This window comes from Janthinobacterium sp. BJB446 (assembly GCF_002735655.1).
Classification (GTDB): Bacteria; Pseudomonadota; Gammaproteobacteria; order Burkholderiales; family Burkholderiaceae_D; genus Janthinobacterium; species Janthinobacterium lividum.
Map to the genome: position 1 here is coordinate 1140482 of NZ_PDZK01000001.1, position 26370 is coordinate 1166851.

Consider the following 26370-nt stretch of genomic DNA (forward strand, 5'->3'; position numbering starts at 1 on the left):
GAGCGCAACATGAACAACCCTACGTATGTGCAGGATTACCAGGCGATTGTCGCCGTGCTGAATCAATACAATGCGGGCGGCGCGCAGGCCGACAGCAGCATCATGCGCCCGGCTTTCAGCAGCCAGGCCACCATTTTCGGCGTCGATGGCGGCGATAAACTGACGGGCGGACCCATCGAAGGCTTGTTCGAGATCATCGACAGCGCCTTCCGGCCATCGCCGCAGGCGAAGGCGGCCATCGTGCGCATCGACATCGTGGGCACGGCGGCCAGCGCGCGCGTCGATACGGACGATATCTCGGGTTTCCGCTTTACCGACTTTTTCAATTTGCTCAAGGTGCAGGGCGAGTGGACCATCGTCAGCAAGATCTATCACACGCACGCGGGCGCCTGATGCACTGGCTGGGCGCCCGATGCTGTATCGTGTGGCGTCCAGCATGCGGGGAGAAGCAATGAAACTGATACTGATAGGCGCCACGGGCCTGGTGGGCCGCGAAGTGCTGCGCCTGGCGCTGAGTGACGCGCGCGTCACGGCCATCGTCGCGCCCGTGCGCAAGGCCTTGCCGGCGCATCCCAAGCTGGACGCGCCCCTTGTCGATTTCGACCGCTTGCCGGTGGATGCGCCCTGGTGGCAGGCCGACGCCGTCATCTGCACCCTGGGCACGACCATGAAGGTGGCGGGCACGCGGCAGGCCTTCCGGCGGGTCGACCATGGCTATCCGCTGGCCGCGGCGCGGCTGGCGCTGGCGGCCGGCACGCCCACGTATGCGCTCAATTCCGCCGCCGGCGCCAACGCGGCCTCGCGTTTCTTCTATAACCGCGTCAAGGGCGAGCTGGAACGCGACCTGGAAGTGCTGGGTTTCAGATCGCTCACGCACGTGCGGCCGGGCCTGATCGGCGGCGAACGCGAGGAGGCGCGGGCGGGCGAGGGCGCCGCCTTGCGCATCCTGCGCGTGCTGGCTCCCGTGCTGCCGCGCCGCTGGCGCATCAATCCCGCGCCGCGCATCGCCAGCGCCTTGCTGGAAGTGGCGATTGCCGCCGCCCCGGGCGTGCACATGGTGACGTCCGAGCACCTTTTGTGAACGCGCCCCCGTATAATTCTCGTTCATCTACTTGCGAGTACAGACAATGCAGACAGTACGTGTTTACCAGGCCAGCGACCGCGACGCCTGCCTGGCCCTCTTCGACGGCAATACGCCGCGCTTTTTCGACCCTTCGGAGCGCGTCCGCTTTGCCGCCTGGATCGATGCAGCGGCGCAGCCCTATCTTGTCATCGAGCGCGTCATCGATGGTGATGCGCGCATCGTCGCCTGCGGCGGCCACGCCATCGAGGCGGACGGCATGACTGCCAGCCTGTCCTGGGGCATGGTGGCGCAGGATCTGCACGGCCAGGGGCTGGGCCAGGCACTGACGCAGGCGCGCCTCGATGCGATCAGCGCCATGCCGCAGCTGACCAGTGTGACCATGAATACCAGCCAGCACACGCAGGGCTTTTATGCGCGCTTCGGCTTCGTGGCCGCGAAGGTGACGCCGGATGGCATCGGACCTGGCCTCGATCAATGGGATATGGTTTTGCCGCTGCCGCGCGCCGGGGGCGTTGATGGAAGCCGCTGACCACCATATCGCCCCGGTGCCGCTGGAAAAAGCCTACCGCCTGCTCAATCACGGTCCGTCCATCCTCGTTTCGGCCCGCCACGCCGGCATCGATAACGTAATGGCCGCCGCCTGGGCCTGCGCCCTCGATTTCGCGCCGCCGAAACTGACCGTGGTGCTGGACAAGGCAACGCGCACGCGCGCGCTGGTCGAAGGCAGCGGCACGTTTGTCATCCAGGTGCCGACGGCGGCGCAGTTGCAACTGACCCACGCCGTCGGCACGCACAGCCTCGATGCGCAGCCCGATAAACTGGCGCGCGCTGGCGTGCAGCTGTTTCACATGGACGGCGTTGATGTGCCGTTCGTGGCCGGCTGTTCCGCCTGGCTGGCCTGCCGTTTGATCCCCGAAGCGCACAACCAGGTTGCGTATGACCTGTTCATCGGCGAAGTGGTGGGCGCCTGGGCCGACACGCGCGTGTTCCGCGACGGGCACTGGCATTTCGAACAGGCCGATCCATCCTGGCGCAGCCTGCACTACATCGCCGGCGGACGCTTCTATGCGATCGGCGAGGCGCTCGATGCTGCCCCGAGCTGACCCGCTGGCGGGCCAGGCCGCCACGACGCCGCTCGTCATCGTCGCCAGCAGTGGCACCGGCGGCGACATGCAGCCGTTTATCGCGCTGGCGCAGGGTTTGCAGCAACGGGGCCGGCGCGTGCTGCTGCTGGTGCCGGGCTGGCAGGAAGCGGCCGCGCAAGCCTCGCGGCTGCCATATCGCACCTTCGGCAGCGCGGAAGAGGGCCAGGCCATGCTGGACGACCCCGGCCTGTGGGATGAGCGCAAGGGCTGGGGCGTGGTGTGGAATGGCCTGGTGCCGCACCTGGGCGCCGTGCGCGACGTCGTGCAAGGCTTGCCGGCCGATGAGGCTTGCGTGGTGCTGTGCCATCCCATCCTCGTGCCGATGGCGGCCCTGGCGCGCTCCGCGCGGCCGGACCTGCGCATCGTCGCGGCGTATCTCGCGCCATCGAACCTGTGCAGCAGCCATGATTTCCTGGCGGCCGGCTCCTTGCGCATTCCCGCCTGGGTGCCGCTGGCCTGGCGCCAGGCCCTGTGGCGGATGATCCACCGCGGCATGATCGATCCGGTGATGCTGCCTGGCCTGAACGGCGCGCGCGCGCAGCACGGCTTGCCGCCGGAAGCGCATTTTTTTGCACATATGCTGGCCGCGCCGGACGCCTCGCTCGGCTTGTTTCCCGCGTGGTTCGCCGCCCCGCAGGCGGACTGGCCGCCGCATTTCGCGCAAGCCGATTTCGCCGGCGCCGCCACGCATGGCGCTGCGGCGCTGCCACCGGAGCTGGAACGTTTTCTGGGCGAGGGCGAGCCACCCATCGTGTTTACGCCCGGTACCGGGCACCAGCACGCGCAGCGCTATTTCAGCATCGCCCTCGCAGTCTTGCAGCGGCTGGGGCGGCGCGGCCTGTTCCTCACGCCCCATGCGGCGCAACTGCCGCAGCACTTGCCGGCCAGCGTCATGTGGCAAGCGCACGCACCGTTTGCGGCGCTGTTGCCGCGCACGGCGGCCGTGGTGCACCATGGCGGCATCGGTACCAGCGCGGACGCCTTCCGCGCGGGCATCCCGCAACTGATCGTGCCGTTCGCGTACGACCAGTTCGATAATGGCTGGCGCGCCAAACGGATCGGTGTGGGGGATGTCTTGCTGGCCAGGCGCCTGTCGGCGGGGCGCATGCGGCGGCAGCTGGCGCGCCTGCTCGCCGCGCCCGAGGTCAAGCTGGCGTGCGGCGAGGTGGCCCGCCAGATGGGGCAGGGGCTTGAATCAGCGCGCCTGCTGGATCACGTCGAAGCGGCCCTGGCAGCTTAGTCTGCCCAGGGGAGCTAGGTATCGTCGAGGGCGATGACCCGGTCGTTTGCGCCGGGCACGCAGCCGTCGGCGATCGGTTCCCAGCCCCGATGCACCACCACCTGCTTGCCATCGTGGCAGATTTCCACGCGCTCGCTGGCCGGCAGGCGCTGGCGCGCGAACGCTTCCAGGCTGGCCGGCAGGCTCGTTTCCAGCTGCATCGTGCCGATGGCTTCCGGCGGGTGGTCATCAATGTGCACAAGCGGCACGAAGATCGAACCGAGCATCAGCCAGCGCGCACCCACGTCGACGGGGGCGGGCGCATAGGGCGCGGCGCGCAGCCAGTCCTGGGCGCGGGCGCGCAAGTCGCTGCCGGCGGCCAGCTCACCCCAGGCCGAGGCCAGCAATTCCACCACCCACTGATTGCAATTCTGGTATTTCAGGCTGAAGGCATACGCGTTGGCGCTGTAGCGGCCTGCCAGCAACTGCTGCACGCGCACGGGGTCGAGCAGGGCGCGGCGCAGGGGCGGCACGGTCTCGGCCGGCAGTTTCACGAGCGAGATGTAGCCGAGCGCCGGGTTTTCCGTGCCCATGGCGAAACCGGCCGTGCCCTGGTCGAAGATGCGCGGGCGGCCCTCGTCGCAAGCGTAGTACAGCTGGCGCGCGGACCAGCCGCTGTCGTTGTCGTGGCGCCAGGCCAGTGCCGCATGCGAATAGCGGATGCCGAAGCGGGCCAGGTCCAGGCCGGAGCGGCTGATCAGGGCCACGCTGCCTTCGCTGGCGGCCAGTTCCTCGCGCACGACGGCGGCAAAGCGCAACAGGCGATCCTGTTCCGTGGCCGTGAGCTCCTGTGCGCGGTCGCAAAAACGCGAGGAGGCGAGCGACGTGCCCGCCTGGGCGGCGCCCATGCTGAAGATGGCGCAAACTCCCAGCATCAGCGCCGGGCGGCGCGGGAGAAAACGAATCAAAGGCTGACGGGACGCGTGGCCATTTCGCCGTACCAGTCGTCGGCCAGCACGAGGAAGAAGGCGGCGCGCGTGTCGTTGCGCGAGAATTCGATGCCGTAGGCGCGGTTTTGCGCATGCACCACGTCGCCCTGCGCCAGCTGCTGCTTGTCGAGCGCCGCTTGCGGCAAGTCCAGCACCAGCGGCGTTGCCGTGGCGTCAGCCTGCATGGTCAGGCGCGTCATGCCGTCGCGGCCCGGCACGGCGGCCACGTCGATGATGCGGTAGGGGCCATTGGCCACCTTGTTGTCGCGCGAGGAGCTGTTGCTCGAACCGTTGAGCGAGTCGGAAATGCTGCCGCTCGACTGGGAGCCGGCGCTGGAGGCCGAGGAAACGAAGCTGTCGGCGTTGGCGTTGCACGCCATGGTCAGAGCTGCGGCCAGGCCGAGCATGCGTAAGGTGGAGGTAGTCAAGGCAGTTTTCCAGTGGACATCAATGAAAGCGGACCGGGTCCATCCCGGCCCGCGCCATCATAGCAGATCGGCCATCAGCTGAGCAGTACCTCGATCAGGCCCTTTGCTTCGGCCGACGGCTGCGTGCGCAGCGCCTGCAGAACGGGATCGTGTTCCAGGTAGGCTTGCAGCTGCGTGCTGACGGTGATGCCGGCCTGCGGCAGCGGCGAAGGGACGGGTGCCAGCGCCTTGGCCAGCAGCAGGGTGTCGCGCAAGCCCTCGGGCGGCAGCATGATGGTCGAGCCGGGCAAGGCATTGACGGCATCGGCCACCGGCTGCGGCACGCCCAGCTGGCGCATCAGCGAGCGGCCGATCACTTCCAGGGCGGACGCCATCTGCGTTTCCAGGTGGGCGTACAGGCCCGGGGTCTTGTCGGCCTGGGCCAGCAAATAAAAGCCGGCCACTTCATGCACGATGCCGGCAAACAGCGCCGTATCGGCATCCGTATGCGTGACGGCGCTGGCCAGTCCATGCGCCAGCGCCGCCACGTGCACGGTGTGCGCCCACAGCTGGGTGGCGCGGGCGCGCAAGGCTTCGTCGCGGATGCCCGCGTTCAGCTGGCGGATGACGGCCGCCGTCGCCAGCGAATACAGGTTGCGGTGTCCCAGTCGCTCGACGGCGGCGCGCACGCTGGTGATGGCGGGCGTATGGCCGGGCGAGAACAGGGCCGAATTGGCCAGCGCCACAGCGCGCGCCGACAAGGTCGGTTCGCACAGCAGCAGCCGGCTGATGTCGGCCGAGTGGCAATCCGGGTTGGCCAGTTCCTTTTGCAAAAGCAGTGCCGTATTGATGCTGGTGGGAAAGGCCAGGGTTTCCGTTTCGGCGCTGGCCAAAAGTTGCGCCAGGCTGCTGAGCGTGTTGACGTGCATGGATAGGGGAGCGAGAAGTAGCAATGTCTGCATATTATCAGGCAATGCGGCCTGCATGGCGTCCGCCTGCCTTTCCTGCGAAACAAGTGGCGCATCGGCCGCGCATCGGCCCATTCATCAGCCCAGCTTATAGGTCCTAGTGGCTATGCGCCGCTAATCAGCGCGGGCCAGCGCTGTTAAGCTTGGATTGCCAGGACAGGCGAAGCCGGCTGCCCGGCGGCACGCCCATTCTGGGAGCCGATCTTACCGGCAAGAAAGGAAATCACCCATGCATCGATACGCCGCAGCACTCTTGCCGCTTTGCCTGCCCGCCGGGGCCGTCTCTGCCTCCGCGTCTGCCGAGGCCGCTGCCACGCACGCCGCCGTCACCGTCACGCGCGCCGCCGCCATGCCCACCATCACGGGCGACGCCGCCTATTTCACGGGCACGGTCGAAGTCGACGCCATGTTCCAGCGGCCGTCTCCGGCCCGCGTGGGCGGCGGCATCGTCACCTTTGCGCCCGGCGCCCGCACGGCTTGGCATACGCATCCGCTGGGCCAGACCCTGATCGTCACGCAAGGCAGTGGCTGGGTACAGCACTGGCAGGGCCCGCTGCAGGCGCTGGCGGTCGGCGACGTGGCGTGGATACCGCCCGGCGTCAAGCACTGGCATGGCGCGACGGCCACGTCCGCCATGCAGCATGTTGCGATTGCGGAGGCGCAAGATGGCACGGCGGTGACGTGGCTGGAACAGGTGGCGGATGCCAGCTACCCCAGGTAATCAGGGCTGCCCGCCGTGCGCCAGGATCTCCAGGAAAGCCGCCACCAGGCGGCTTTTTTCATCGGCCCGCGTAACGGCCACCACCGTGGTGCTGGTGGCGATATCGTCCACGGGCAGGAAGACCACATCGGTGCGGTTGTTTTCCGCGATCGAGCGGGCCACCAGAGTGGCGCCCAGGCCGGCGGCCACCAGCGACAGGGCGGTGTAGATTTCCACGGCTGAATACGCCACGGCCGGCTCGGCGCCCGCCGCCTTCAGCGCGGCGACAATCTGCTGGCCAAACGGGCTGATCGGATCTTTCGGATACAGGATGAAGGGAATGTCCGCCAGTTCGGCTGCACGCAGCGATGTCCGTCCCGCCAGTCGATGGTGCAGGGGCAGGGCGGCCACCAGCGGGTCGTTCAGTGTGACCGCGTGACACAGGTCGGGCGGCGCTTCGCAGGGACCGATGAAGCGCGACAGGCCAATATCGATGCGCCCCTGGCGCAGCTGCGCCGGCTGGTATTCGGACAGCGCCTCGACCAGGTCCAGCTGCACTTGGGGATAGGCGGCGCGAAATTGCCGGATGGCCCGCGGCAGCACGGAAAATGTGGCCGAGCGGGTAAATGCGATGCCCAGCCAGCCGTGGCTGCCCGTCGCCAGCCCCTTGGCCTCGTCGTCCAGGCGCGCCGTCTGCTGCAGCAGCTCCTTGGCGCGCGGATAGAAAAACCGGCCCAGCGGCGTCGGCTCCATGGGCCGGCGCGAACGGTCGAACAGCTCGCCGCCCAGGTGGGTTTCCAGCTGCCCCAGCTGCATGCTGATGGCCGTCGGCGCCACGTGCAGGCGCTCGGCCGCGTGCGCGGCGCTGCCCGCTTCCACCACCTCGCAAAAATACCGCAACTGTCTTAAGTTCATTTTTATTGATTTAAGAGTCAATAATCGATGTTTGATATTGAAAACACTTTATATGAAACTGGGTTCCACGACAACAAGATCTGGAGATGTTTCATGGAAGACAGTGTATTCACGCAGGCGCGGGGCTTGAGCAGCGCGGAAGTGTCGGACGCGCTCGACTATTTCGGCTTGCCCGGCAGCGTGCCCGGCATCGTTCCCGTGGCCGGACCGCAGCGCCTGTTCGGCCCCGCCTTCACCGTGCGTTTCGCCCCCATCGACAGCCAGTGCCACGGCACGGTGGGCGATTACCTCGACGATATTCCTGCTGGCGCCATTGCCGTGCTCGACAACGCCGGCCGCGGCGATTGCACTGTGTGGGGCGGCATCATGAGCCAGCTGGCGGCGCACCGCAGCGTGGCGGGCACGGTCATCGATGGCGTGTGCCGCGACACGGCGGAAGCGGACGCCGCCGGCTACCCGCTGTTTGCGCTGGGACGTTTCATGCGCACCGGCAAGGACCGCGTACAGGTGGACGCCATCGGCGCCCCCGCCAGCCTGGCCGGCGTGCGCGTGGCGCCAGGTGACATCGTCGTGGCCGACCAGGATGGCATCGTCATCGTGCCGGCGGGCAGGGCACATGCGGTGTTCCAGCGCGCCCTGGCCATGCAGGCGGTCGAACACGCCATCGTCGCCGCCGCGCTGGACGGCATGTCCCTGCGCGACGCGCGGCGCCAGTTCGGCTATCACACCTTGCAGCGCAAGCCCGTGCCCGCCGCCTGAAGCAAGTCATCTTCCCCACTTACCTGAAAGCACACCATGGATCAGACTGTTTCCATTGCCACCCTTCACGCCCTGCGCCAGCTGGGCGCGGCCACCATCTATGAAGCGCAGGGCGCGAAAGGCGCGCTCGACAGCGGCATCAAGCCGATTGCGCCCGGCATGCGCCTGGCCGGCCCCGCCCTGACCGTCGATACGCGGCCGGCCGATAACCTGATGCTGCACTACGCCATGCTCAAGGCCCGGCCCGGCGACGTGCTGGTGGTCGACGCCAAGGGTTTCATGGAAGCGGGCGTGTGGGGCGACGTGTTTACCGAGCAAGCGCAGCGGATCGGCCTGGCCGGCCTGGTGATCCACGGCGCCGTGCGCGACGCGGCCGCCATGACGCAGGCCGGCTTTCCCGTCTTTAGCAGGGGCCTGTCGATCAAGGGCACGGGCAAGCACCAGCCGGGGCGCCTCAACGTGACCATCACCATCGGCGACGTTGGCATCGATCCCGGCGACATCATCGTCGGCGACCAGGATGGCGTGGTGGTGGTGCGGCGCCACGAGGTGGACGACGTGCTGCTGAAAAGCCGCCAGCGCGAAGAGAAGGAAGCGCAATTCCGCCAGCAGATCCGAGACGGCGCCACGACCGTCGAACTGCTGGGCCTGGACGAGACGCTGCGCCGGCTGCAGCTGGGCTGATACGCGAACACCACTATAAAAACCAGGAGACACCCCATGCATACCACCATCACCGCCTCGGCTGCGGCGCCCGTCGCATCGCGTCCCACGCGCTACCGCTGGGTCGTTGCGGCCCTGTTTTTCATCGTTTACACGATTGCCGCCGCCGACCGCGCCAACCTGGGCGTGGTCTTGCCGTTCTTGCGCAAGGAATTTGAAATGAGTAATACCGACGCGGGCGGCCTCGTCAGCCTGTTCCTCGTCGCCTATGCGCTGGCGCAACTGCCTTCCGCCTGGCTGCTGTCGAAGTTTGGCGTGCGCAAGGTGTTTACGATTTCCATGATCCTCACGTCGATTGCCACGGGACTGACGGGGCTCGTGGGCTCCTTGCTGTCATTAAAACTGTGCCGCATCGGCCTGGGCCTGGCCGAAGGACCATTGCCGATCGGCGTGACGACCACCATCAATCACTGGTTTCCTTCGCGCGAGAAGGGAACGGCGTCGGGTCTGTTCTTGTCCGCCGTCAAGTTCGGCCCCGTCATCACGCCGATCCTCGGTGCTGCCATCATCGCCGCCTGGGGCTGGCGCGAAGTGTTCATCTGGTTTTCCGTGCCCGGCGTAATCCTGGCCATCTTCTGGTATTTCCTGGTGACCAACAAGCCGTTGGAGAGCCGCTTCGTCAATGCCGAAGAACTGGCCGTCATCGAAGAAAAGGCGCTTGATGGCAGCAGCACCGGCGCGGCGGCCACGTCGCGGTCCATGCCCTGGCTCGACAGGCTGATCCGCGTGCGCGCGGTGCCCATTGTCAGCACCAGCCGTGGCGTGTTTGCTTCGTGGAATATCCTCGGTTGCGCGCTCGGCTATTGCTGCCAGCTGGGCATTTCCAGCGTGCTGCTGGCCTGGATCCCCACGTATTTGCTGACGGTAAAGCAGTTTTCCATCATGAACATGGGCATGGTGGCGGCCGCACCGTGGGTAGGCGCCGTCTTCGGCAACATCCTCGGCGGCTTGCTGGCCGACCGCGTGCTCGACAAGCGCAGGAAACCCGGCATGCTCATTTCCGCCCTGTCGACGGCCGTCATGATGTATTTGCTCATCCATGCGCCAGCCGACCCGCTGCAATACGGCGCGCTGCTGTTCCTCACGGGCGTGCTGCTGAGCATAGGTTTTTCCGCCTACATGGTGTATCCGATGCAATTCGTATCGAAGGAAAAATTCCCCGTCGCCAATGCGGTCGTGAACATGGGCGGCCAGCTGGGCGGCGCCGCTACGCCGTGGATCGTCGGCATGCTGCTCGACCACTACGGCTGGGATTATGTCTTCGGCTTCATGGCGGCCATTTCCTGCCTGACCTTCCTGGTGGTGCTGACGATTGTCGAACCGTTGAAGCTGCGGCCGTCAGGGCAGCAGTAAGGAATGCTGGCTGGCCGTATGAAAATCGCGCCACACGCGGTTGATGGTGCTGTCTTCGCGGGCCGCGTACAGGCCGCAATAGGAGTACAGACCATCGACGGCGGCGCGGCACACGGCCACCATATCCAGCGAACGGTCTTGCACGGCCTGCATGGCGTCCGCGTGGAGCGCCGCGCCGCCCGCCACCTGCGCCCAGCTGCTGTCCAGCACGGCGTAAAAACGGGCTCGGGCGGCCGCGAACGCGTCTTGCTTGTCTTGCAGCATGGCCGCCACTTCCGGCACGTCCAGCAGCGGCAAGCCGGCGCGCGCATGGCGGCGGTGGCGCATGCATTCCTCTGCCAGCTGCATGAAATGCGCGGCCATGCCGGCCACGTTGGCGGCCAGGGTCACGTAGGCCAGCGAGTAAAACGGGTAGCGGTACAGGGGGCCATCGGCCGTCGCGGTGTCGGGACTGATTGTAAAGCCATGTGCCTTGCTGAGCCACTGGCCGTCGATGCGGTAGCTGTGCGAGGCGCTGGCGCGCATGCCGATGCTGTTCCACGAGGGCACCAGTTGCACCAGCGCGGCGGGCACGAGGAAGGCGCGGATGCGCGGCTTGCCATCCTCATCGAGCAGGGGCTGGCCATCGCGCCGCAGCCGGGCGTTCAGGGTGAAGTGGGTGGCCATCGGCGCGCCGCTGGCGTAGTCCCAGCTGCCCGAGATGCGGTAGCCGTCGCCTTCTTCTTCCGCATCACCGGTGGCCGCGCCGCTGCCGCCCAGGCAGACCCGGGGCGTGCCGATGATTGCGCGCGCCATGTCGGGCGCCAGAAAGCCGGCGAACCAGCCGGCGCCCGCGCACAGGGTCAGCACCCAGCCCATGCTGCCATCGACGGCCGCCACGGCTTCTTCCAGACGCACCACTTGCGGCAAGGGCAGCTCGGCGCCGCCCGCGCTGCGCGGCGCCAGCATCGTCAGCCAGCCGCGCCGGTGCAGCAAGGCTTGCTGGGCCGGATGCAGGAAGCGGGCGGCGTCGGCCGCCGGCGCATGGCGCGCGATGCGGCGCGCGTCGCGCCCGGAAAGGGTGGCAAGGGTAGCGAGGACAGCGTGCGGCATGGGCGGAATCCGGCAATGGCAGAGGCGGGCATTTTCGCACCGCGGGCACGCTTGCGGGGGAAGGACGAGTTCGGCTAGGTGCTGCGCCGCCGGTACTCGTCCGGCGTTTCTCCCGTCACCTTGCGGAACATGGTGATGAAGGCCGAGGAGCTGGCATACGCCAGGTCGAACGCAATGCTTTCGACTGTCTGGCCCGCTTCCAGCATGGCCATGGCCTTGACGACGCGCAGCCGCGCGCGCCATTGGGCAAAGCTCATGCCCAGGTCGCGCTGGCAGCGGCGCATCAGGGTGCGCTCGGTGGTGTTGACGGCCTGTGCCAAAGCGGCCAGCGGGCGGTGGTCGCCGGGGTTGCTGTCAAGCATGGCCAGTACCTTGCCCAGCATGGGGTCATCCGAGCTGGGCAAGTAACTGCCCACGGGCGTGGCGCGCGCCAGCTGGTCCAGCAAGACCTGCAAGAGGCGCTCTTCATGGATAGTCTGCGGCAAGCCGGGCGGGTGGGCGCGCAAGTGCTCGTGCATGGCGCGCACGAAGGGCGTGACGGCCAGCGCGCAGGGCGCGGGGGGCAGCGCCCGGCACAGTTCTTCGCTTACATACAGCGAACTGTGGAAGGCGGGATGGCGGTTTTGTCCCGTATGCGCCACGCGCGGCGGCAGCCAGATGCCGTACTGGGGCGGCACCAAATAGTGTTTTCCTGCCACCAGCACCTCCACCACACCACCAAGCGCATAGACGAATTCGCCCCAGGAATGGCTGTGGCTGGGATACTTGGCCGCAGCGGGCATGGCTGCGCTGCGAAAGCAGATGGGAGCGGGCAGGGCGCCGCTGTAGGGCGCGGTCAGCAAGTGTTTGGTAGCGGACATGAAAATGTTTGCGGGTGGCTGTATTGCGCGAGGTGCTGTCGGTTTCTCACTATATCAAGCAAAGCTGCACCCGCCATACTACCTGCTGCCGACTATCTGAAGGAATACCGTGGAAACGCGCAAGGCAATGGATGGGCAGGCAGTGGTCGTCATGACCCTGCTGTGCCTCGTATGGAGTTTGCAGCAGGTGGGTATCAAGGCGGTCGCGCATGACATGGCGCCCGTACTGCAGATCGCGCTGCGTTCGGGCCTGGCGGCCATGCTGGTGGGCCTGCTGATGCTGGCGCGCCGCGAAAACCTGGCGCAAGCGCGCGCCGCCTGGCGCCCGGGCTTGCTGGCCGGCAGCCTGTTCGCGCTCGAATACGTGCTGCTGGGAGCTGGATTGCAATATACGAGCGCCGCGCATGCCGTGGTGTTTCTCTACACGGGCCCGCTGTTTGTGGCGCTGGGCCTGCATTTCAGGCTGGCGTCGGAGCGCCTTGCCCCGCTGCAATGGGCTGGCGTAGCGCTGGCCTTTGCCGGTATCGTCGTCGCCTTTTTGCCCGGCACCGCGTCAGCGGGCGCGCCGGCCAACCCGCACGGCTTGCTGGGCGACTTGCTGTGCCTGGCCGCTGGCGCGGCCTGGGGCGCGACGACCCTGGTGGTGCGCTGTTCACGCCTGGCGCACGTGCCTGCCACGCAGGTGGTGCTGTACCAGTTGACGGCGGGCTGCGTGCTGCTGCTGGGCGCGGCAGCGTTGCTCGGCCAGCTGGACTTCGCGGCCACGCCCCTGGTGATCGGCAACCTGGTGTTCCAGTCCGTGATCGTCTCATTTGCCAGCCTGCTGGCGTGGTTTCATTTGCTGCGCCGCTACCTGGCATCGCGCCTGGGCATTTTTTCCTTCCTGACGCCGCTGTTCGGCATGCTGCTGGGCGCCATGTTGCTGGACGAGCATGTATCGATGGCGTTTCTCCTTGGCGCGGCGCTGGTGCTGGCTGGCATCGTGCTGGTCAGTGCAAGCGGCCCGCTGACGCTGTTGTTCGCAGCGCGTCAGAAGCAGGGTAGAGTGGAGCCGTAGTCATTTTTCCCTGTTCACTTGAGAAAGCAGTCCACCATGACCCGACTTCCCGATCCGCAATTCGCCGACAAAGTTCGCGCCAGTTTTGATTTGCAGAACGCCATGACCTTGATCCAGGCCAGCCTGCCCGTGGTGGCGCATGGCAGCACGGAAATCCATGTGCCGCATTGGAGCGGCATCGAGCAGCAGCATGGCTTCGTGCATGGCGGCGTGGTGGGCATGATCGCGGACTCGGCCGCCGGCTACGCGGCCATGACCATGGTGGCTGACGGCGCATCCGTGCTGACGGTGGAATACAAGATGAACCTGCTGGCGCCCGCCGACGGCGAGAAACTGATCGCGCGCGGCAAGGTGGTGCGCCCTGGGCGCACCCTGATCGTCACGCAAGCCGAAGTGTTCGCCGTGCGCGATGGCAAGGAAACCTTGTGCGCGCTGATGCAGCAAACCATCATGGTGATGCACGGCAAGTCCGAAAAAACTTAACTTAATGAAATGAGAAAGCATGGCCGCGCCAGACCACAATGCACACTTGCTGCACAGTAAGCCGTTGACGGCGCCAGCCTTGCTGGCGATGCGCGATGCGGGGCAAAAGATTGCCGCACTGACTTGTTATGACGCCAGTTTCGCCACCCTGATGAACGCTTGCGGCGTGGAGCTGCTGCTGGTCGGCGATTCGCTTGGGAATGTGGTGCAGGGGCAGGGCACGACCTTGCCTGTCAGCGTGGCCGATATTGCTTACCATACGGCAAGCGTGGCGCGCGGCAACCGTACGGCCGTGCTGGCGGCCGACATGCCGTTCGGCAGCTATGCCACGCCGCAAGCGGCGTATGCCAACGCCGTCCAGTTGATGCAGGCGGGCGCACATATGGTCAAGCTGGAGGGCGGCAGCTGGCTGTGCGACACGGTGCGTTTCCTGACCGAGCGGGGCATACCCGTGTTCGCCCACCTGGGCTTGACGCCGCAATCCGTGCATCAGCTGGGCGGCTTCAAGGTGCAGGGCAAGACGGCGGAAGGCGCGGCGGTGTTGAAAGCCGACGCACTGGCCCTGCAGCGGCTGGCGCTGCGCTATTGCTGCTCGAAGCCATCCCTGCCACGCTGGGCCGGGAAGTGTCGGCACTGCTGGCCATTCCCACTATCGGCATCGGCGCCGGGCCCGATTGCTCGGGCCAGATCCTCGTCATGCACGATATGCTCAACGTGTTTCCCGGCAAGAAGGCGCGCTTCGTGCGCGACTTCATGACGGGGCAGGCCAGCATCGGCGGCGCCTTCACCGCCTATGTCGGCGCCGTCAAGGAGCGGTCTTTCCCCGCCCCGCAACACTGCTTTTAAGACGCCCGGGTCTATGCTTCCGCTGCCTGCGCCGCCTTGACGCTGTCGCGCTGGCCCACTCTCGCCAGGAAAGCTTGTACCTGCGCCAGCGCAGACAAATCCACGCCCACGCCTGGCGCCCAGCCCGTGATGACGAGCAGGTAGGCGTCGGCGACCGTGAACGTGTCGCCGGTCAGGTAAGCCTGGCCTTCCAGGCGGCTGTCCACCCACTTGTATTTCTTGCCCAGTTGCTTGATGAACAGTGCCTTGGTGGCGGCGTCGATGCGGGAGTCAAACAGGGGGCTGAACGATTTGTGCAGCTCGGACGTGATGTAGTTCTGCCATTCCAGCACCTTGTAGCGGGCAAAACTGCCCACGGGCGGCAACAGGTCCTGTCTGCCGGCCTGTTCGGCGATGTACTGGGCGATGACGGGGCCTTCGCTCAAGGTCGTGCCATCATCGAGCGCCAGCAGCGGCACCTGGCCTTTCGGGTTGAGTTCGTAGTAATTGCCGCCTTCCTGCGTCTTGTGCTGGCCCAGGTCGACCTTGACCAGGGTGAACGGCGTGCCCGTTTCGCGCAGGATGATGTGCGGTGCCTGCGAGCAGGCGCCCGGCGAGTAAAAGAGTTTCATGGCGATCCTTGAACAGGTGGGAAAACAGCCACTATAGTCCTGCGCAGCCGCACGGTAAACGCGTGTTCGTTTGGTGACTGCGCATGCCCGGTGCGGGATTGCGCTGGCTCAAACCCGGGGATAGCGCAAGGTGTCGAGCAGCAAGGTAAACGCGGGAGAAGGGTGGCGCCGGCTCGGGTAATACAGCTTGTAGCCCGCGTACGTGGGGCACCAGTCGTCCAGCACGCGGACCAGGCGGCCATCGGCTACATAGGGCAGGACGACATCTTCAGCCATGCAAGCCACGCCCAGTCCATCGAGCGCCGAATGCAGGCGCATGGCCATGTTGTTGTAGATCATCTGTCCTTCCACCCGCACTTTCAGTTCCTGCCCATGCTTGGCAAACTCCCAGGCAAACAGGCCGCCCAGGGTGGGCAGGCGCATGTTGATGCAGTTGTGCGCCATCAAGTCCTGCGGCGTGGCGGGCGGCACATGGCGGCTGAAATACGCGGGCGAAGCGACGATGGCCATGCGGAAATCGGGACCGATGGGCATGGCGATCATGTCCTTGGCCACTTGCTCGCCCAGGCGCACGCCCGCGTCGCAGCGCGCGGCCACGATGTCGGTCATGCCGTTGTCGACGACGACTTCGATGTGGATGTCGGGATAGTCCGGCAGCAAACGGGCGATGGCCGGCTGCAGCACCGTCAGCGCCGAGTGTTCTCCCGCACTGATGCGGATGTTGCCGGCCGGTTTGTTGCGCCGCTCGCTGAGCAGGGCCAGTTCCGCCTCGATCTCGTCGAAGCGGGGCGCCACCGTGCGCAGCAGCTGTTCGCCCGCTTCCGTGGGCGAGACGCTGCGCGTGGTGCGCACCAGCAGGCGCAAGTCGAGCCGTTCTTCCAGCGCCCGCACGGTCTGGCTCAGCGCCGACTGCGACACGCCCAGCTTGGCCGCCGCCCGGGTAAAGCTGCCTTCACGGGCCACGGCCACGAAGGCGAGGATGTCGTTGAAGTTGGTTTGTGCCATGGCGGATGTCTTTCCAATTCATTAGTTGCGCTAATAAGTTCATGCGGACTTTAGCATCTATTCATGGTAATGCGCCAGCCTTACAGTGTAGGCATGAAAACTGCTCCCGATTCCGCTATCTCCGCCGCGCCGCACAAGGCGGCCATCCTTGCCATCATCCTCGTCAGCTATGTGATGATCGTGCTCGACACGTCCATCGTGCTGACGGGCTTGCCGAAAATCCACCAGGAACTGGGCTTTACGGATACGGGCCTGGCCTGGGTGCAAAGCGCCTACACCCTGACGTTTGGCGGCTTGCTGCTGCTGGCCGCGCGCGCTGGCGATGCGTATGGCCGGCGCCGCCTGTTGCAGCTGGGCCTGGCGCTGTTCACGTTGGCGTCGCTGGCCATCGGCCTGGCGCAGTCGCCGGCCATGATGATTGCCGCGCGCGCCTTCCAGGGCGTGGGCGCGGCCATTCTGGCGCCGTCGACCCTGGCCTTGCTGCAAACCACGTTTGCGGAGGGGCGCGAACGCACGCGGGCCATCGCCCTGTACAGCGCCGTGGCGGGGATCGCCGCCAGCGTGGGGCTGGTGCTGGGCGGCGTGCTGGCCGAATGGCTGTCGTGGCGGGTCGGTTTCTTCATCAATCTGCCGATTGGCGCCGCCATGCTGGTGGCCGCGCGCCGTTTCATCGCGGAAAGCGCGCGCAGCGGGGGCCAGTTCGACGTGGCCGGCGCGGCCAGCTCGACCATGGGCATGTCGGCCCTCGTGTATGGCTTGATCCGCTCGGCCGGCGCCGGCTGGGGCGATGCCTTGACGCAGGGTGCGCTGGCGGCGGGAGTGCTGCTGCTGGCCGCCTTCATCTTCATCGAGCGGCGCGCCGCGCAACCGATCCTGCCGCTGCGCCTGTTTGCCGATGCGCAGCGCAATGCGGCGTACGGAGCCAGGGTGCTGTTCCTGGGCGCCATGATCGGGTTTTTCTTTTTCACCACGCAATTTTTGCAAGTGGTGCTCGGCTATCCGCCATCATTGACTGGCCTGGCTTTCCTGCCCATGACCCTGGTCAACTTCGGCGTCGCCCTGTGCGTGCCGCGTTTGACGCGCCGCCTGGGCAATGCGCGCTTGCTGGCCATGGGACTGGGATTGACCCTGCTGGGCATGGCATGGCTGAGCCGCGTCGACGCGGGCACGGCTTACTGGCTGGGGGTGGCCTTGCCCATGGTGCTGATCGGCGCGGGGCAGGGCATGGCCTTGAGCCCCCTGACGGCGGCCGGCGTGGCCGGCGTGCCGGCGCGGGATGCGGGCGCCGCCTCGGGCATCGTCAACGTGGCGCACCAGCTGGGAAGTTCGCTGGGGCTGGCGGCGCTGGTGGCCGTGGCCGGCCTGGGCGCGGGCCAGCTGGCAGGCGTGCCCCTGCTGGCGCACCGCGTGACGGTGGCTCTGGGCAGCGCCTCTGCCATGCTGGCGCTGGCCTTGCTGCTGGTGCTGACTTGTCAGGCGCGGCCACCCAAGCTGCCGCCCCCATCCACCGCCAGCACCTGACCTGTCACGTAACTGGCTTGTTCCGATAGCAGGAAGCCGACGGCGGCGGCAATTTCATCGGGCTGTCCCAGGCGCCGCATCGGGATTGTTCCAAGAACCTGGCGTTCCATCTCGCTGCCGACGGGACGGGTCTTGCGGAACAGTTCCGTTTCCACGGGGCCTGGCGCGACCGCATTGACCGTCACGCCGTGTTCGGCCAATTCCAGGGCCCAGGTTCTCGTGCAGCCGACCAGGGCGCTTTTGGCGGCGGAATAGGCCGTGCGGTTCACGCTGCCGTGGATGGCACGACTGCAGATATTGACTATCCGGCCATACCGGCGCTGCTTCATCGCCTCCACGAATTGCTGCGTCACCTGGATGGCGGCGCGCACGTTCAGATCGAAGACGTTCTGCAACGTGGCAAAGTTGATTTGACCCAGTGGCTGGGGCGAGGCAATGCCTGCATTGTTCACGATGCCGTCGATGTCAAACTGTTTTTCAAGCGCCTTGAGCACTGCCTCCGTCTGCGCCAGGTCGGCCAGATCGCAGGCCACCAGCGTGCCCGGAAAGTCCATGTCTTCGATGTGCCGGGCGATGCCGACGACCCGATGGCCTTGCCGATGCAGCAAGGTGCTGATGGCATAACCGATGCCGCGGGTCGCGCCAGTGACGAGAAAAGTACGGGATGTCATGGAGAGGATTTCCTTTGGCCAGAAAATGCAGCTTGAAAGGGTACACTTTTTTGCCATTGCATGCTTCGCTGCCGGGCTTGCTGTCTGCGCTGTCATGCCGCCGCAGCGGTTGACCACTCGCGCAGCAATTGTCCGAACGCGTCGGCCGCCGCCGTGCTGCCGGCGGCGCGCCACAGCAGCTGGAACTGGGCGGCGGGCAGGGCGGGCAAGCCATGCTGGCCATCGATGACCACCATGCCCGCTTCCAGGTCGCCTTGCGGCAAGGCCGTGATGGCCAGCCCGGCCAGCACGGCGGCGCGCAAGCCCTGCTGGCTGGGCGAGGTGAACGCCACGCGCCAGTCGAGTCCGGCGCCATCGAGGGCGTCGACGCCCACTTGCCGGTGCATGCAGGGCGCCGGCGAAAACGCCAGCGGCAGGGGCAGCGCGCCGTCATGCCGGAAGTCATGCGCCGCGGCCCAGACGAAGCGCGTGCGGCGCAGCACGGCCGCCTCATCTTGCCCGTCCGCCAGAACCATGACGACGGCCAGGTCCAGCGCATCGGCCGCGACCAGTTTTTGCAAGTCAAGATAGGTGCCCACCGTGACATCCAGGCGCACGGAGGGAAACAGATGCGCGAACTGCGCCAGCAGGGCCGGCAAGCGCACGCCCATGAAATTTTCCGGCACGCCAAAGCGCACGGCGCCCGCAATCGAGGAACGCTGGAAACGCCGCGACAGCGCATCCTGGGCAGCCAGGATCTGCCGCGCGTGGCGCAGGAAATCCTCGCCATCTTCCGTCAGGCTCAGGCTGCGCGTCGTGCGCACCAGCAGCGCCGTGCCCGCTTGCTCTTCCAGGCGGCGGATCTGGTGGCTGATGGCGGACTGGCTCAGGTGCAGCCGTTCGGCGGCGCGCGTAAAGCCGCCCGTTTCCTGGACGGCCACAAAGGCGCGCAGCAGGGCGGTGTCGAAGTCCATGGGGTTCCCGTGATTCATGATGAAAATGAATGAATTGTACAAAATTTTATCATTTCCCTCATGAGTTCAGGCTTTCTAGAATGGCGGCTCGCAGTGCGCCGTCTCCACGCGCACCTCCATGACTACCGACATCAAGGCTTCGATGCACCTGACTAATTCGCAACAAAATGCACTGACCCTGGCCGCCGTCTGCCTGGCCTCTCTCATGTTCGGCCTGGAAATTTCCAGCGTGCCCGTCATCCTGCCCACGCTGGAAACCGTGCTGCATGGCGACTTCAAGGACTTGCAGTGGATCATGAACGCCTACACCCTGGCTTGCACCACCGTGCTGATGGCCACGGGCACCCTGGCTGACCGCTATGGCCGCAAGCGCTTGCTGCTCGCCAGCCTGGTCCTGTTCGGCCTCAGTTCGCTGGCGTGCGGCTGGGCCGGCAGCACGGGCGTGCTGATCGCCGCGCGCGCGCTGCAGGGCATGGCCGGCGGCGCCATGCTGATTTGCCAGGTGGCCGTGCTGTCACAGCAGTTCCCGGCCGGCGCGGCACGGGGCAGGGCGTTTGGCGCCTGGGGCATCGTGTTTGGCCTGGGCCTGGGCTTCGGCCCCATCATCGGCGCGGCCATCGTCGCGCTGTCAAACTGGCAATGGGTATTTCTCGTGCACGGCCCGCTGGCCGTCGTTGCGCTGCTGCTGGCGGGCCTGGGCGTGAGCGAGTCGCGCGACCCGCAGCGGCGCAAGCTGGACGTGGCGGGCATCGCTACCCTGTCGCTGGCCGTGTTCAGCCTGGCGTGGTGCATCACGCAGGGGCCGGCGCTGGGTTTCAGCGATCCCCGCACGGTGGCCAGCCTGGCCGTGGCGCTGGCCGGTTTTGCCGCGTTTGCCGTCATCGAACGGCGCCAGGCCGAACCGATGATCGACTTTTCCGTGTTCCGCATCCGCCGCTTCTCGGGCGCACTGCTCGGTTCGGCGGGCATGAACTGCAGTTTTTGGCCCCTCATGATTTATCTGCCCCTGTACGTGCAGCACGGTCTCGGCTATAGCAGCCTGGGTACGGGCCTGACCTTGCTGGCCTACACCTTGCCCACCTTGCTCGTGCCGCCGCTGGCCGAGCGGCTGGCGCTGCGCTACCGGGCCGATACGGTGATCCCTGCCGGCTTGCTGGCCATCGGCACGGGCTTGCTGCTGATGTGCTGGGGCAGCCATGCGGACGCCGCCAGCTGGCTGACGATCCTGCCCGGCTGCCTGCTGGCGGGCACGGGCCTGGGATTGACCAATACGCCCGTCACCAACACGACGACGGGTGCCGTGCCCGGCGAACGGGCCGGCATGGCTTCCAGCATCGACATCAGCGCGCGCATGGTCAGCCTGTCCATCAATATCGCGCTGATGGGCTTTATCCTCGTCGAAGCCATCCAGTCCGCCTTGCGGCAGCAGCTGCCCGGGGGACTGGACGCGGCCACCTTGCGCGCCATGGCGGAGAATTTGTCGGCAGGCAAGGGCGCCGCCGCGCTGCCGGATGGCGTGGCGAAGCTTGCGCTGGCACAAGGCTTTGGCGCCGTGATGCTGTACGGCGGCGTGGCTGCCTGCCTGTTCGCCGTGGCCAGCTGGCTGGTGTTTGGCGCCGGACGGTCGCGGCAGGCTTCCGGCATGCCGGCGCGCTGAGATACAGGGGCAGGGGAGGCTATAATCTGGGCACGTTGACAAGTGTTGCTCAACGTCATTACGAGGCCGCCCATGCATAAACTGATTTCTGAACTCACCCGCCTGTATCTGTTCGATGAACAGCAGCAATACGTCGATGCGGACGGTGGCGCGCAGCCGCTGACGCCGGCCGTGCTGGCGCGCCATCTGTCGGGCGAGCAGACGGTAGCGGTGCAACTCGTGACCGGGAGCGGCCTGGCGCGCGCGCTGGTGCTGGAGTTTGGCGGCAAGGGCGGCGGCGAGGCGCACTGGAGCGCGCTGTGCACGATCGCCAATGCCGTGCAGCACGAGCTGGACTTGCCGGCGCCCGCCGTCAGCATCTCGGGCACGGCGTTCCAGTTATGGCTGTCACTGGCCACGCCCGTGCCCGCCGCCCAGGCGCGCCAGTTCGTGCAGCTGCTGCGTTCCACTTTTTTGCCTGCCTCGACCGACATTCTCGCCGTGGCGCCGCCCGCTTACGTGGAGCAGGTGGCGCTGCCGCCAAGCCTGCAGCCGTCCGGCAAGTGGGCCGCCTTCATCCACCCCAGTATGGGCGCCGCCTTCGTCGACGAACCGGGCCTGGACATGCCGCCGCCGCCAGCCGCCCAGCTGGGCTTCCTGGAAAGCTTGCGCAGCATCAACCCGGGACAATTCGCGCAGGCGCTGGCGCAGTTGCAGGGACATGCGGGGCTGGCCGAGGCAGCGCCTGTCTCCGTTCCCTCCGCCACCCCGATGCCAACGGTCATGCCCGTTACCCAGCCCGGCTTGCTGCTGCAGGACGCCACGCTGGAAGACATCGTGCGCTGGCTGCATGCGCGCAACATCGAACCGACGTTCCGGCACCGGCTGCCGTAGTCACGGCATGTTCAGAACAATTGATATTTCGGATGAAAGGCAGCATTCAATGGATTTCCATGTAGTCGCAAATTCCTATAATTGCTACGGCGGTCACACTACGTTGTCTCCGATTGGGGATTTTCTTCTGGCGGGAGGCGGCAATTTTGGCGGCGCGATTCAGGAAATTGCGGTCACGCTTCACTTCAGGGACTCTGGTCCGGCACAGAAGACGCTGGAATCTCTGTTGGAGACGCACAACAATTTCCGCGCAACGCTGCCCAAGGTCACTTATCGAAGAGCAAAGGGCAAGGTCGAGATCGCCATCGCCAGCGAATTGATGGAAGGCCGGGACTGGACGCATTCTTCAACATTGTCTTTGCCACTTTTTAAAGCAGGTGTGGATGAAGTCATCCATGCATTAGGGCTATTGAGCAAGCGATTGAAGCGCACTGATGATTTTAGCCTGGAGAAATTTCTGGACCACTGTGACGCTGCCAGGAAACGCGTCCCGGATTCCGAGGAAGCTCTTCAACTCCTGGCATCCGGGCTGAAGGCAGCGGCACAAGCCAAGCGTGATGGGATGTCAGCCTGGGAGCAGTTGGGAATCGACTGGGAAGACTTTCATCCCAAGGCACGCGAGATGCTGGATGATCCATTTTTTTGGAACTGCACGGATGATTTCTCGCCGAACGGTAATGATACTGGAGCTGATCTTCTGGGGAGCTATCGCGAGTGGCACAAGACGCACAAGGATGTCACGCCAATTCGATTCCTCGAGAAACTGGCAAAGCAGTGGGGATACGCCGACATACACGCCATGGACGATGATGTGCGCTGCGAAGCGTCGATTGCCCTCGCATTTGCGGAGATAAAGTTAAGAGCGGCATGCAACCAACAGGCGCGACAACTGGCATTGGACGCTATCGGGCAGCAAAGAGCCCAGGCGCTGGCCGCCGGGGACTGGTCTCATCGCGAAGAAAAGCTACATGCCTTGAATCAGATCGAAGCAAAGTTGCAGCAAATGGATCACACCATGGTGCATTTGACGGACTGAGACGCAGCGATTACTTTGACGTTCAATGTGACTTCAAGCAGCAGCAATGGGGCGGAAGCTGCCAACGACAGCAGGCGGCCATGAGCGGACTCTGAAGCATTAACCGAAACCGACCTTTTAACTCGGGATAACGAACGATTACACTAATTATGGGACTAATCCGTGAATCAGCAGCAGGCCTAAGAATTTTCGGTGACGAACTCCAGCCGGCGGAAATCTCGCGCATGTTGAAATGCGAACCAACCCAAGCAAGAGTAAAGGGAGAAGTGATCAAGTATCCATCGGGAAGGGAGCGAACAATTACCTGCGGGAGTTGGCTCCTTACGGCTAAGCGCACGGAGCCGGAAGACCTTGATGGTCAGATCAAATGGTTGCTGGCCAAAATGACTAACGATCTTATGGTCTGGCAGGCCCTGACCTCTTCCTATGATGTGGATATGTTTTGTGGCGCGTTTATGCAGAGTACGAACGACGGCCTCTCGATCAGTCCGGAAACCATGTTTGCTCTTGGTTCACGCGGAATCGAGTTCGATCTGGACATCTACGGTCCAGATGACGATAGCGATGGCGACGTTTAGCTGAACAACGACTTTGAACTTGAGAAGTCGATCTGTAAACGTCCGCTTCGGGGCGAAAGCCGACGGTCGCCCAAGCTCCGAGTCTGCCTGCAGGCTGTGTCAACATTGTATTGAAACAGGGAAATGCCTGCGATGAAAAATCTTGTACTTGCCGTTGCGCTGTGCCTGGCTAACGGCGTTCCTGTCCCATCGCTTGCCGCCGACGCCGCGCGCACAGTCACCATCGAGAATGCGTTTTCTCCCGATGGCGGGGCGGAGGCGCTGGTGCTCAAGGTCATCGATAGTGCGGCATCGACGATACGGCTGGCCGCCTATTCGTTCAGCTCGCCCCATGTGGTCGAGGCCTTGCTGCGGGCGCGGCAGCGGGGCGTGGATGTCAGGGTGCTGGCCGATACGCGGCGCAACGCGCGCAAGAACAGCCGCGCTGCGCTGGACAGGCTCGTCGGCGCGGGCATTCCCACGCGCCTGATTTCCCGCTATGCCTTGCATCACGACAAGTACATCGTGGCCGATGGCGTGACCGTGCAGAATGGCAGCTTCAATTACACGGCCGATGCGGCCACCGCCAACAGCGAAAACGTGCTCGTCGTGTGGCACAGTGAGCGCCTGGCGCAATCGTACCTGGCGCACTGGGAAAACCGCTGGGCCAGCGGCATCGACTATGCGCGAAGGCCTGCAGCGGCACTTGCGCCGCTGCCCTGATCATTGCCCCTGCGCGCGCAGCCAGTCGAATACTTGCCCGACGATGGGCGAACGGGGGTGTTCCGCCACGCCCGACAGCCACCAGGTGGCACCGGGCACGCGCGGATAATCGGGCAGGATGTGCAACTGGCCACGCGCCAGGCTGGCATCGGCCAGCAAGCGGGGCAGGCAGGCGATGCCGCGCCCGTCCAGGGTGGCGTCCAGCAAGAGGCGCGCATCGTCGTAGATGGCCCGCTTGCGAAAGCGCGCCAGCGGCCCCAGGAATAAAGGCGCCGTGGCGTCGCCCGTCAGGCTTTCTTCCAGGCAAACCAGATCCGCGTGCAGGTGATGCGCATCCTGCGACACGCCGGCCAGCCGCGCCGCCAGCTCGCTGTTGGCCACCAGCATCCATTCATCGTGCAGCAGGGGGATTTCCTGCAAGTCCGCTTGCAGCAGGGGGCGGTCGCTGATGGCGATATCGACGTCGATCTCATCGACGAAACGGGCGCTTTCATCGACCGACAAGAGCAGACACAATTCGGGCAGCTGCGATTCCAGCGCGCGCAGCCGGGGCTGCAGCCAGCCGTGCAGCAGTGGCGCCGGACATACCAGCACGACCAATCCCGGATCGAGATAGGTGGCGATGCGCCCCAGGCCGCTGCGCAGCACGGTCATCGAGCGCTGCACGCTGCGCAGCAGCACTTCTCCGGCCACCGTCAGCTCCACGCCCCGTCCCGCGCGGCGGAACAGCGGCTGCTTGACTTGTTCTTCCAGCAATTGCACCTGGTGGCTGATGGCCGACTGCGTCACGTGCAGCTCGTCGGCCGCGCGCGAGAAATTGCCGTGGCGGGCCGCTGCCTCGAAGCCCATCAACAACTTCAGCGAAGGAATGCGATGTTCTGACATATGAGAAAACCTAATGAATTAAGGCAAATCATATCATTTGTTTTCATGTCTTGATCCCGCCACAATGCCGTGCATGCCAAGTGGCTTATTTATAAGGATGAATCATGAACACACGTCGTTATTTCTTGCGCCATTGCATGACTGGTGGCAGCGCGCTGGCCCTGGGCGGCTTGCTGGCCGGCTGCGGCGGTGGCGCCGATGGCGGACCGGAAACCGGCCCCGTTGCGCCACCGCCACCGATCAATAGTGGCGCTGGCGCCCAGCAGGCCGATGGCTGGCGCATGCCCGACGAGGCCGAAGCCCACAAGGCGACGTGGATGGCGTATGGCGCATCCAGCGTCGTGTGGACGCGCGCCCAAGTGCCGCAGGTGCAGCTGGCGCTGGTGCGCATCGCCAATGCCATCGCCGCGTATGAACCCGTCAACATGCTGGTGCGCCCGGACGAGCTGGCCGGCGCGCGGCCCTTGTTCGATGCGCGCGTGAACCTGATTCCCGCCGAGATGGATGATGTGTGGATGCGCGACACGGGGCCCGTCTTCGTGCGCAAGCCGAATGGCGAGCGGGCCGGCGTGAAGTTCAACTTCAATGGCTGGGGCAACAAGCAGCAGTCCGGCAAGGATGGGCAGGTGGCCGACGTGGTCGCGGCCCAGGCCCGGGTGCCGCTGCTGGCCACGCGCCTGGTGCTCGAAGGGGGCGCGCTGGAAGTCGATGGCAAGGGCACGGCCATCATCACGGAAAGCTGCGTGCTCAACAGCAACCGCAACCCGGGCTGGAGCAAGGCCGATTGCGAAGCGGAATTGCTGCGCCTGCTGGGCATCCGCAAGGTGATCTGGCTGCCAGGCATCAAGAACCAGGACATCACGGATGCCCACACGGACTTTTACGCCCGTTTCGTGCGCCCCGGCGTGGTGGCGGCGCACCGCGAGATGGACCCGGAATCGTACGATTACGCGCTGACCCGGCGCCACCTGGAGATCTTGCGCGGCGCCACCGATGCGAACGGCCAGCCGCTGCAGATCGTCGTCATCGACGGCCCCGAGAAAATTCGGCCTGGAAACAACCCGAATACCTTCGCCGCCGGCTACATCAATTATTATGCCACCAGGAACGCCATTTTCCTGCCGGAATTCGGCGACGCGCAGGCGGACGCCAGCGCCAGGGCGCAGTACGCGCAGCTGTATCCGGGGCGCGCCGTGATCCAGATCAATATCGATCCCATCGCGGCCGGTGGCGGCGGCATCCATTGCACCACGCAACAGGAAATTGCATAAAGGAGAT

The 26370-nt window shown here is 65.4% G+C and carries 29 protein-coding genes and 1 pseudogene; 19 read left to right on the top strand and 11 right to left on the bottom strand.

The window, feature by feature from the left end; all coding sequences use genetic code 11:
* Nucleotides 1-9: 9 nt before the first annotated feature.
* Genes CSQ92_RS05125 through CSQ92_RS05145 form a run of 5 tightly spaced genes read left to right on the top strand, consistent with a single transcriptional unit; the run spans nucleotide 10 to nucleotide 3469 of the window.
* Nucleotides 10-393, top strand: coding sequence for a nuclear transport factor 2 family protein (locus tag CSQ92_RS05125; protein WP_099393405.1), 384 nt, complete (start codon nucleotides 10-12; stop codon nucleotides 391-393).
* A gap of 58 nt (nucleotides 394-451) precedes the next feature.
* Nucleotides 452-1081, top strand: coding sequence for an NAD-dependent dehydratase (locus tag CSQ92_RS05130; RefSeq protein WP_099393406.1), 630 nt, complete (start codon nucleotides 452-454; stop codon nucleotides 1079-1081).
* Between the two features lie 46 nt (nucleotides 1082-1127).
* Nucleotides 1128-1613 (top strand): GNAT family N-acetyltransferase, encoded by a 486-nt coding sequence (locus CSQ92_RS05135; RefSeq protein WP_099393407.1) that lies wholly within the window; start codon nucleotides 1128-1130, stop codon nucleotides 1611-1613.
* Nucleotides 1600-2187 carry a flavin reductase family protein gene (locus CSQ92_RS05140; protein WP_099393408.1) on the top strand — a complete coding sequence of 196 codons (588 nt, stop codon included), beginning with the start codon at nucleotides 1600-1602 and terminating at the stop codon, nucleotides 2185-2187. The genes CSQ92_RS05135 and CSQ92_RS05140 overlap by 14 nt, the downstream gene beginning before the upstream one ends.
* Nucleotides 2171-3469 carry a glycosyltransferase gene (locus tag CSQ92_RS05145; RefSeq protein WP_180276936.1) on the top strand — a complete coding sequence of 433 codons (1299 nt, stop codon included), beginning with the start codon at nucleotides 2171-2173 and terminating at the stop codon, nucleotides 3467-3469. Before CSQ92_RS05140 ends, CSQ92_RS05145 begins: the two co-directional genes overlap by 17 nt.
* A 14-nt stretch (nucleotides 3470-3483) precedes the next feature.
* Here CSQ92_RS05145 and CSQ92_RS05150 read toward each other — a convergent pair whose 3' ends face one another.
* The 3 genes from CSQ92_RS05150 to CSQ92_RS05160 form a co-directional block, all read right to left on the bottom strand.
* On the bottom strand, nucleotides 3484-4383 hold the full coding sequence (locus CSQ92_RS05150) for a DUF2145 domain-containing protein (RefSeq protein WP_099393410.1): 900 nt from the start codon (nucleotides 4381-4383) through the stop codon (nucleotides 3484-3486).
* Nucleotides 4384-4412: 29 nt separating this feature from the next.
* Complete coding sequence (locus tag CSQ92_RS05155; protein WP_034788152.1) at nucleotides 4413-4844, bottom strand: hypothetical protein; 432 nt, start codon at nucleotides 4842-4844, stop codon at nucleotides 4413-4415.
* 95 nt (nucleotides 4845-4939) lie between these two features.
* A complete protein-coding gene (locus CSQ92_RS05160) occupies nucleotides 4940-5773 on the bottom strand; it encodes an HDOD domain-containing protein (protein WP_180276937.1) in 834 nt (277 codons plus the stop codon).
* A 268-nt stretch (nucleotides 5774-6041) separates the two neighbouring features.
* Between CSQ92_RS05160 and CSQ92_RS05165 the strand changes: the two genes are divergently transcribed.
* Nucleotides 6042-6533, top strand: a complete 492-nt coding sequence (locus CSQ92_RS05165; protein WP_099393412.1) for a (R)-mandelonitrile lyase — start codon at nucleotides 6042-6044, stop codon at nucleotides 6531-6533.
* On the opposite strand, the gene CSQ92_RS05170 is transcribed toward CSQ92_RS05165, so the two are convergent.
* On the bottom strand, nucleotides 6534-7427 hold the full coding sequence (locus CSQ92_RS05170; protein WP_099393413.1) for a LysR family transcriptional regulator: 894 nt from the start codon (nucleotides 7425-7427) through the stop codon (nucleotides 6534-6536). It abuts the gene before it with no gap.
* 93 nt (nucleotides 7428-7520) lie between these two features.
* Here CSQ92_RS05170 and CSQ92_RS05175 point away from each other — a divergent pair, with 93 nt between their 5' ends.
* The 3 genes from CSQ92_RS05175 to CSQ92_RS05185 are packed head-to-tail and all read left to right on the top strand — an operon-like array spanning nucleotide 7521 to nucleotide 10262.
* On the top strand, nucleotides 7521-8186 hold the full coding sequence (locus CSQ92_RS05175) for an RraA family protein (protein ID WP_099393414.1): 666 nt from the start codon (nucleotides 7521-7523) through the stop codon (nucleotides 8184-8186).
* 36 nt (nucleotides 8187-8222) lie between these two features.
* Entirely contained in the window at nucleotides 8223-8870 is a 648-nt protein-coding gene (locus tag CSQ92_RS05180; RefSeq protein ID WP_070256467.1) for a 4-carboxy-4-hydroxy-2-oxoadipate aldolase/oxaloacetate decarboxylase, read from the top strand.
* Between the two features lie 36 nt (nucleotides 8871-8906).
* A complete protein-coding gene (locus CSQ92_RS05185) occupies nucleotides 8907-10262 on the top strand; it encodes an MFS transporter (protein WP_070256466.1) in 1356 nt (451 codons plus the stop codon).
* Here CSQ92_RS05185 and CSQ92_RS05190 read toward each other — a convergent pair.
* Entirely contained in the window at nucleotides 10248-11354 is a 1107-nt protein-coding gene (locus CSQ92_RS05190; RefSeq protein WP_099393415.1) for an acyl-CoA dehydrogenase, read from the bottom strand. The two genes, CSQ92_RS05185 and CSQ92_RS05190, sit on opposite strands and share 15 nt — an antisense overlap.
* 74 nt (nucleotides 11355-11428) lie before the next feature.
* Entirely contained in the window at nucleotides 11429-12214 is a 786-nt protein-coding gene (locus tag CSQ92_RS05195; RefSeq protein WP_099393416.1) for an AraC family transcriptional regulator, read from the bottom strand.
* A gap of 109 nt (nucleotides 12215-12323) precedes the next feature.
* Between CSQ92_RS05195 and CSQ92_RS05200 the strand changes: the two genes are divergently transcribed.
* From CSQ92_RS05200 to panB, 3 genes and pseudogenes are all read left to right on the top strand, one after another.
* Complete coding sequence (locus CSQ92_RS05200; RefSeq protein ID WP_099393417.1) at nucleotides 12324-13271, top strand: DMT family transporter; 948 nt, start codon at nucleotides 12324-12326, stop codon at nucleotides 13269-13271.
* A gap of 36 nt (nucleotides 13272-13307) precedes the next feature.
* Nucleotides 13308-13754 (top strand): PaaI family thioesterase, encoded by a 447-nt coding sequence (locus tag CSQ92_RS05205; RefSeq protein WP_070256458.1) that lies wholly within the window; start codon nucleotides 13308-13310, stop codon nucleotides 13752-13754.
* A 19-nt stretch (nucleotides 13755-13773) separates the two neighbouring features.
* Nucleotides 13774-14600, top strand: a pseudogene (gene panB / locus CSQ92_RS05210) (3-methyl-2-oxobutanoate hydroxymethyltransferase).
* 11 nt (nucleotides 14601-14611) lie between these two features.
* Here panB and gstA read toward each other — a convergent pair.
* Together gstA and CSQ92_RS05220 are read right to left on the bottom strand one after the other, a co-directional pair.
* Nucleotides 14612-15211 (bottom strand): glutathione transferase GstA, encoded by a 600-nt coding sequence (gstA, locus tag CSQ92_RS05215; RefSeq protein ID WP_099393418.1) that lies wholly within the window; start codon nucleotides 15209-15211, stop codon nucleotides 14612-14614.
* 108 nt (nucleotides 15212-15319) lie between these two features.
* Nucleotides 15320-16216: a LysR family transcriptional regulator gene (locus tag CSQ92_RS05220; RefSeq protein ID WP_099393419.1), complete on the bottom strand. Its 897-nt coding sequence runs from the start codon at nucleotides 16214-16216 to the stop codon at nucleotides 15320-15322.
* 93 nt (nucleotides 16217-16309) lie between these two features.
* Between CSQ92_RS05220 and CSQ92_RS05225 the strand changes: the two genes are divergently transcribed.
* Nucleotides 16310-17737 carry an MFS transporter gene (locus CSQ92_RS05225; RefSeq protein ID WP_099393420.1) on the top strand — a complete coding sequence of 476 codons (1428 nt, stop codon included), beginning with the start codon at nucleotides 16310-16312 and terminating at the stop codon, nucleotides 17735-17737.
* Here CSQ92_RS05225 and CSQ92_RS05230 read toward each other — a convergent pair.
* The gene (locus CSQ92_RS05230; RefSeq protein ID WP_099393421.1) at nucleotides 17689-18408 is read right to left on the bottom strand and encodes an SDR family oxidoreductase; all 720 of its coding nucleotides are present in this window, start codon (nucleotides 18406-18408) and stop codon (nucleotides 17689-17691) included. The genes CSQ92_RS05225 and CSQ92_RS05230 overlap by 49 nt on opposite strands.
* Nucleotides 18409-18500: 92 nt before the next feature.
* Nucleotides 18501-19361 carry a LysR substrate-binding domain-containing protein gene (locus CSQ92_RS05235; RefSeq protein WP_099394584.1) on the bottom strand — a complete coding sequence of 287 codons (861 nt, stop codon included), beginning with the start codon at nucleotides 19359-19361 and terminating at the stop codon, nucleotides 18501-18503.
* Between the two features lie 118 nt (nucleotides 19362-19479).
* Between CSQ92_RS05235 and CSQ92_RS05240 the strand changes: the two genes are divergently transcribed.
* The 5 genes from CSQ92_RS05240 (at nucleotide 19480) to CSQ92_RS05260 (ending at nucleotide 24207) form a co-directional block, all read left to right on the top strand.
* Nucleotides 19480-21018 carry an MFS transporter gene (locus CSQ92_RS05240; RefSeq protein WP_257219126.1) on the top strand — a complete coding sequence of 513 codons (1539 nt, stop codon included), beginning with the start codon at nucleotides 19480-19482 and terminating at the stop codon, nucleotides 21016-21018.
* Nucleotides 21019-21090: 72 nt separating this feature from the next.
* Entirely contained in the window at nucleotides 21091-21891 is an 801-nt protein-coding gene (locus tag CSQ92_RS05245) for a TOTE conflict system archaeo-eukaryotic primase domain-containing protein (protein WP_099393422.1), read from the top strand.
* A 49-nt stretch (nucleotides 21892-21940) separates the two neighbouring features.
* Entirely contained in the window at nucleotides 21941-22927 is a 987-nt protein-coding gene (locus tag CSQ92_RS05250) for a hypothetical protein (RefSeq protein ID WP_099393423.1), read from the top strand.
* Between the two features lie 149 nt (nucleotides 22928-23076).
* Nucleotides 23077-23505 (top strand): DUF4279 domain-containing protein, encoded by a 429-nt coding sequence (locus CSQ92_RS05255; protein WP_099393424.1) that lies wholly within the window; start codon nucleotides 23077-23079, stop codon nucleotides 23503-23505.
* Between the two features lie 132 nt (nucleotides 23506-23637).
* A complete protein-coding gene (locus CSQ92_RS05260; RefSeq protein ID WP_257219127.1) occupies nucleotides 23638-24207 on the top strand; it encodes a phospholipase D family nuclease in 570 nt (189 codons plus the stop codon).
* Here the strand turns inward: CSQ92_RS05260 and CSQ92_RS05265 are convergent, their stop codons facing one another.
* Nucleotides 24208-25092: a LysR family transcriptional regulator gene (locus CSQ92_RS05265; RefSeq protein ID WP_099393426.1), complete on the bottom strand. Its 885-nt coding sequence runs from the start codon at nucleotides 25090-25092 to the stop codon at nucleotides 24208-24210.
* Between the two features lie 104 nt (nucleotides 25093-25196).
* Between CSQ92_RS05265 and CSQ92_RS05270 the strand changes: the two genes are divergently transcribed.
* Entirely contained in the window at nucleotides 25197-26363 is a 1167-nt protein-coding gene (locus tag CSQ92_RS05270; protein ID WP_099393427.1) for an agmatine deiminase family protein, read from the top strand.
* Nucleotides 26364-26370 lie beyond the last annotated feature (7 nt).